Origin of the sequence: Nitratidesulfovibrio liaohensis (genome assembly GCF_011682075.1) — a bacterium.
Taxonomy (GTDB): domain Bacteria; phylum Desulfobacterota; class Desulfovibrionia; order Desulfovibrionales; family Desulfovibrionaceae; genus Cupidesulfovibrio; species Cupidesulfovibrio liaohensis.
On sequence record NZ_VSMK01000115.1, the window covers coordinates 1 to 6,467 of the forward strand.

The window sequence follows — 6,467 nt, forward strand, 5'->3', positions numbered from 1 at the left end:
CCCACCCTGCCCCACCCCGTACGGACTGCCGTTGCGCCCTGCGGCACCCACCCGGCCCGCCGCGCCTCGCATGCCGCGCCCAATCGCGTTCCGTCACGTCATGCCGCGCCCAGCTGTGCCCCAGTTGGCCCCGCAACCATGGGCCGACCCCGTACAACGGGCTTGCACGCCCCGCACGACTGCTTATTATGACCACTGGTCCTCACTACCACGGGCACCGCGAGCGGGTGCGGGCCAGGCTGCGCAACGACCCGGCCGCCCTGCCCGACTACGAGGTGCTGGAACTGCTGCTGGGCCACGTGCTGTTGCGCCGTGATACCAAGCCGCTGGCAAAGGAACTGCTGCAGCGCTTCGGCAGCCTGCGCGGCGTGCTGGACGCCCGGCCCTCGGAACTGTTGGGGGTAAAGGGCTTCGGACCGGCCATGCTGGACTTCTGGGCTCTGCTGCGCGAGGTGATGGCCCGCTACGTGGAAACCCCGGCCCGTGAACGCGAGGTGCTGGGCAGTCCGCAGGCGGTGGCGGAAATGGCCCGCATGCGCTTGGCCGCCTCGCCCCACGAAGAGGTGTGGGTGGCCCTGCTGGACACCCAGAACCGCATGGTGGCGTGGGAGCGCGCCTCGCGCGGCACGGTGAACGCATCCGCCGTGTACCCGCGCGAAATCCTGGAACTGGCCCTGCGGCACAAGGCGGCATCGATCATCCTGGTGCACAACCACCCCGGCGGCAACCCGTCGCCGTCGGCGGGAGACATCGAGATCACCCGGCAACTGGAACTTTCGGCCAAGGCCATCGGCATGCGCCTTTTGGACCACGTCATCGTCACCGACGACACCTGCTACAGCCTGAAGGACGACGGCCTGATCTGACGGAAGACGAATCCGGCTATGCCCGATCAGGCGGCAGCAGTCCCCAGGGCATGACGCCCCCGCAGCACACCACCCGGCACGCCGACGCCGGACAAAACCGGGAGCACACGCCCATGACACGCAGCCGATTCAGGGTCACCGGTCGGGTACAGGGGGTGGGCTTTCGCTCGTGGACCGGGCGTACCGCCCGCGCCCTGGGGCTTGCCGGGTGGGTGCGCAACCTGCCCGACGGCAGCGTGGAACTGGAGGCCCTGGGGCCGGTCGAGCGCATGGACGCCCTGCGCGAGGCCCTGTGGAAAGGCCCCATGTTCGCCAGGGTCACCGGGGTAGAAGAGCAATCCGTGGGCGAGCAGCCGCATTCCGATGCGCCCGGCACACGGGACGGGCAGGACGCCCCCCCGCAAGATTTCCATATCCGATTCTGACACGCGAGGAGCACCCCGCATGACCGACGACATATACGACGACGGCACCCCCGACGAATCCGGCCCGACCTCCGGCAAGAAGCAGGTCAAGGCAACCGGCAAGCCCCAAAAGCAGCAGGACGCCGCCTCGGCCACTCCTGCCGCCGATGCGGCCTCCGGCCCGACGCCCGACGCTGCTCCAGATGCCGCCTCTGACACCCCACCCGACGCCGCGACCAACGCCGCAACTGACGTTACCGTCATCGACGTCCAGACAGGCGTTCAGGATGAACAGGACCAGGTTGCACGGGGCAAGGCGGCCAGCATCGAGGTAGCCGTGCCCACGCCGCCCCGCGCCGGAGACGATGCCCGCGCCCTGGATTTCGAAGGCCTGAGCGACATCGACGCGGACAATCCCGGCGGTTCCGAATCTTCGGATACGCCCGACCCCACCGACGGGCCGGAACTGCCCGTGCTGCCCGACGAACTGCCCGTGCTGCCCGTGCGTGACGTGGTGGTGTTCAACTACATGATCCTGCCCCTGTTCGTGGGCCGCGAAAAGTCGGTGCAGGCCGTGGACGCCGCCCTCAACGGCAGCCGCTACCTGATGATCTGCACCCAGCGCGACGAATCGGTGGACGACCCCGCGCCGGAAGACCTGCACCCCACCGGCACGGTGGTGATGATCATGCGCATGCTGAAGATGCCCGACAACCGGCTGAAGGTGCTGGTGCAGGGCATCAGCCGGGCCCGGGTGGAATCCTTTGGCGTGGGCGACGGCTACCTTACCGCCCGCGTGGAAACCCTGCCCGAGCCGGAACTGGGCCCGCCCACGGTGGAGCAGGAAGCCATGATGCGCGCCGCCCGCGAGCAGAGCGAAAAGATCCTTTCGCTGCGCGGCATCGCCACCTCGGACATCATGGCCGTGCTCAATTCCGTGGACGACCCCGGCCGCCTTGCCGACCTCATCGCCGCCAACCTGCGCATGAAGGTCTCCGACGCCCAGGCCATCCTGGAATGCACCGACCCCGACCCCCGGCTGCGCCTGGTCAACGAGCAGCTGGTCAAGGAAGTGGAAGTGGCGTCCATGCAGGCCAAGATCCAGAGCATGGCGCGCGAGGGCATGGACAAGGCCCAGAAGGACTATTTCCTGCGCGAGCAGATGAAGGCCATTCGCCGCGAACTGGGCGAATCGGGCAACGAGGACGAGGAACTGGAAGACCTTACCCGCGCCCTGGAACGCGCGGGATTGCCGCGCGAAGTCCGCAAGGAGGCGGACAAGCAGCTGCGCCGCCTGGCCTCCATGCATCCCGATTCGTCCGAGGCCACCGTGGTGCGCACCTACCTGGAATGGCTGGCGGAGCTGCCGTGGGCCAAGCTTTCGCGCGACCGGCTGGACATCAACAAGGCCAAGGTGATCCTGGACGAGGACCATCTGGGCCTCGCCAAGGTCAAGGACCGCATTCTGGAATACCTCAGCGTGCGCAAGCTGAACCCCAAGTCCAAGGGGCCCATCCTGTGCTTTGCCGGGCCTCCCGGCGTGGGCAAGACATCGCTGGGTCGCTCCATCGCCCGCGCCATGGGTCGCAAGTTCCAGCGCATCTCGCTGGGCGGCATGCGTGACGAAGCGGAAATCCGCGGCCACCGGCGCACCTACATCGGCGCCATGCCGGGGCGCATCGTGCAGAGCCTGAAGCAGCTCGGCACGCGCAACCCCGTGCTGATGCTGGATGAAATCGACAAGATCGGTTCCGACTTCCGGGGCGACCCGTCATCGGCCCTGCTGGAGGTGCTGGACCCGGAACAGAACTTCTCGTTCAGCGACCATTACCTGAACGTGCCCTTCGACCTGTCCAAGGTCATGTTCATCTGCACCGCCAACCAGTTGGACACCATTCCCGCCCCCCTGCGCGACCGCATGGAGGTCATCTCCATCCCCGGCTACACCATGCAGGAAAAGCTGGCCATCGCCCGCCGCTACCTGCTGCCGCGCCAGGCCAAGGAAAACGGGCTGTCCCCGCGCGAGGTGACCGTGCCCGACGCGCTCATCGAGCGCATCATCACCGGCTACACCCGCGAGGCGGGGCTGCGGAACCTGGAGCGCGAAATAGGCTCGCTGTGCCGCAAGGTGGCCCGTCGCAAGGCCGAAGGTGAAAAAGGCCCCTTCCGCGTCACCCCGCGCATGCTGGAAAAGCTGCTGGGCGCGCCCCGCTTCATCGACGAGGAAAAGGAAGCCGAACTGCTGCCCGGCGTGGCCCTGGGCCTGGCCTGGACCCCCTACGGCGGCGAGGTGCTGCACGTGGAAGTCACCCCCATGAAGGGCAAGGGCAGCGTGACCATGACCGGCCAGCTCGGCGACGTGATGAAGGAAAGCGCGCAGGCTGCCATTTCCTACGCGCGCAGCCGTGCCGAGCGGCTCGGCATCGAACCCGACTTCTCGGAAAAGCTCGATCTGCACATCCACGTGCCCGCAGGCGCCACCCCCAAGGATGGCCCCTCCGCCGGGGTGACCATGGTCACCGCGCTGCTCTCCGCCATCACCGGCAAGCCCGTGCGCAGCGACCTGTGCATGACCGGCGAGATCACCCTGCGTGGCCGCGTGCTGCCCGTGGGCGGCATCAAGGAAAAGATCCTGGCCGGGGTGGCGCGCGGCATGCAGCACGTCATCATCCCCCGCCAGAACGTCAAGGACCTGGAAGACATCCCCGCAGACCTGCTGCGCCGCATCCAGGTTCACCCCGTGGCCCACATCGACGACCTGCTGCCGCTGGCGTTTCCGAAAGGCGAATAAGGGAAGAACGAACCGGAGAGGGGACCCTTTGGAAAGGGTCTCCCTCCCCGGCCCCCTCCCCCCTAAACTTTTTATTTGGGAGTTCCCCCCTCTAGGCCCCGCTACAATGCGGTGGCACTGTAGCCCAGCTTTTGCCAACCCAAGAAGAGGGCCGGGAAATCCCCGGCCCTCTTCTCTTTTCCAACGTAGTTGCCGCGATACGCGGAACACCTACCCCGCAGAAAGGGGCAGGGGGCAGCGGCGTTCCAGCACCTTGACTGTGCGTTCGAAGGGCAGCGGGCGGGAGTACAGGAAGCCCTGTCCGTACAGGCAGCCCAGTTCCAGCAGCACCTCGGCCTGTTCGGGCCGTTCGATGCCTTCGGCCACCACGCCGAGGCCGAGCCCCCGGCCCAGGCTGACGATGGACTGCACGATGCCGTAGGCGGCCTTTTCCTCGTGCACGCGGCTGGTGAACGACTTGTCGATCTTGATCATGTCCATGGGGAACTGGCGCAGGTAGTTCAGCGAGGAATAGCCGGTGCCGAAGTCGTCGAGCACCAGCGAGACGCCCAGTTCCTTGAACTTCCACAGCTTGTCGGTAACGGCGTCCACGCCGGTCAGCAGCAGGCTTTCGGTGATTTCCAGCCGCACGTCCAGAGGGTTGCAGCCCGATTCCAGGATGACGGCGGAATAGCTTTCCACCATGTTCCAGCGGCGGAAGCTGCGCGCGGAAATGTTCAGGTTCAGGGCAAATTCCGCCGCAGGTCCTGCCCGCTCGCGCAGGGCGCGCACCGAGGCGCAGCCCAGTTCCAGCACGTGCCGGTCCAGGTGGTAGATCAGCCCCGATTCCTCGGCTAGGGGGATGAACTCCGACGGTGGCAGCAGGCCCAGGTCCGGGTGGTTCCAGCGCACCAGCGCCTCCAGCCCGGTGATGCGCGCGGTGCGCAGCGAAACCACGGGCTGGAAGTACAGTTCTATCTCGCCGCGCTCCATGGCCCGGCGCAGTTCGTTTTCGCGGCGCAGCTTGTCCGGGACGGCGGAGGGCACATCCTCGTCGAACAGTTCGTAACGGCCCTTGCCCGATTCCTTGGCGCGGAACATGGCAAGGTCGGCATCGCGCAGGATGTCCTCTGCAGATGCGTACTGCCGGGCGCGCACCACCACGCCGATGCTGGCGGCCATGTACACCTCGGTGTCGTGCACCGGAAACGGCGTGCGCAGGGCATCCTGAATACGCTCGACGATGGTGCCCACCTCAGCGGTGTCCTCCACGTCGTCCAGCAGCACGGCAAACTCGTCGCCGCCGCAACGGGCCAGGGTGTCCACCTCGCGCAGGCAGGGCAGCACCCGGTCGGAAAACAGCCGCAGCAGTTCGTCGCCCGCGCGGTGGCCCAGACTTTCGTTGACCACCTTGAAGCGGTCGATGTCCAGGAACAGCACGGCAAAGCGGTAATGATCGTGGCGCCGGGCCCGCTTGAGGGCGCTTTCCACACGGTCCAGCAGCAGCACCCGGTTGGGCAGGCCGGTGAGCACGTCGTGGAAGGCGGTCTGGGTCATGCGCTCCTCGTCGCGGGTGGCCGGGTCGCGCCCGGCGCGTCCGTTGCCGCCATCCAGCGGGGTGACCTGCAACAGCGCGCACGGGGGGTGGCCCGCCTCGCCGGGCAGGATGCGCAGGCTCTGCTGCATCCAGCGCTTTTCGCCGTCGGCCCTCAGGAACGGCCACGCGGTCTCCACCGTGGCCCCGACGGCCTCACCCATGCCCGCCGCCGCGCGAATGGCCGACACCGAAAGCCACAGCCCCCCGAACTCGCGCAGGGCCTGCCCGGCCACGTCGGGGGGCAGCAAATCGCGCAGATCCGTGCCAGCCAGCACGCCGTCGGGGTAGCCGAAGGCGGCCTCGAAGGCCCGGTTCACCGCCAGCAGCCTGCCCCCGGCATCCAGCAGGGCCATGCCCGCCACGGCGTCCATGAACGAGGCGCGGTAGCGCACCTCGTCCAGAGCCCGGCGTCCCAGGTCGCGCCTGGCGGCCAGGGCATCGGCCACGTGGCCGGATACCAGTTCCAGCAGGCGGCGGTCCTCCGCCGAAAAGCCTGGTCTGGCCCGCGCGGGCACGGCACGCGGCAGAGGCTGCGTGTCGGCCCGATCTGCCCGATCTGCCCGATCTGCCTGATGGACAGGGTCGGCACGCTCGGCACCTTCCTCGCCCGCCACCTGGCACACGATGACCCCCAGCACCTCGCCGGTGCGGGTGCGCAGCGGCACACCCAGCCAGTGGGCGGGCACGGGATCGGGCAACAGACATTCGCCAAGCTCGACCAGTTCGCGCAGTTCGTCGGCGTCCACGCGCACGGTCTCGCCGCGCAGGTACACCCGCGCCGCAAGGTCGCACGGGGGCGCGGCATCCCTGCGCCCGGCCGCCTCGGCGGA

At 68.0% G+C, this 6,467-nt stretch carries 4 protein-coding genes; 3 read left to right on the top strand and 1 reads right to left on the bottom strand.

Annotated elements, in window-relative coordinates:
* Positions 1-188: 188 nt before the first annotated feature.
* The 3 genes from radC to lon all read left to right on the top strand — a co-directional run bounded on the left by radC (position 189) and on the right by lon (position 4,061).
* Entirely contained in the window at positions 189-866 is a 678-nt protein-coding gene (gene radC / locus FVW27_RS05160) for a RadC family protein (protein WP_167123333.1), read from the top strand.
* A 113-nt stretch (positions 867-979) separates the two neighbouring features.
* On the top strand, positions 980-1,291 hold the full coding sequence (locus FVW27_RS05165; protein ID WP_167123335.1) for an acylphosphatase: 312 nt from the start codon (positions 980-982) through the stop codon (positions 1,289-1,291).
* A 19-nt stretch (positions 1,292-1,310) separates the two neighbouring features.
* Positions 1,311-4,061 (top strand): endopeptidase La, encoded by a 2,751-nt coding sequence (gene lon, locus FVW27_RS05170; RefSeq protein ID WP_167123337.1) that lies wholly within the window; start codon positions 1,311-1,313, stop codon positions 4,059-4,061.
* 210 nt (positions 4,062-4,271) lie between these two features.
* Here the strand turns inward: lon and FVW27_RS05175 are convergent.
* The coding region (locus tag FVW27_RS05175; protein WP_167123339.1) for a putative bifunctional diguanylate cyclase/phosphodiesterase at positions 4,272-6,467 on the bottom strand (2,196 nt) is incomplete at its 5' end.

Excerpts from the sequence above, each read along its gene's own strand:
- radC (WP_167123333.1), top strand. The coding sequence starts at position 189 with ATGACCACTGGTCCTCACTACCACGGGCACCGCGAGCGGGTGCGGGCC.
- FVW27_RS05165 (WP_167123335.1), top strand. The coding sequence starts at position 980 with ATGACACGCAGCCGATTCAGGGTCACCGGTCGGGTACAGGGGGTGGGC.
- lon (WP_167123337.1), top strand. The coding sequence starts at position 1,311 with ATGACCGACGACATATACGACGACGGCACCCCCGACGAATCCGGCCCG.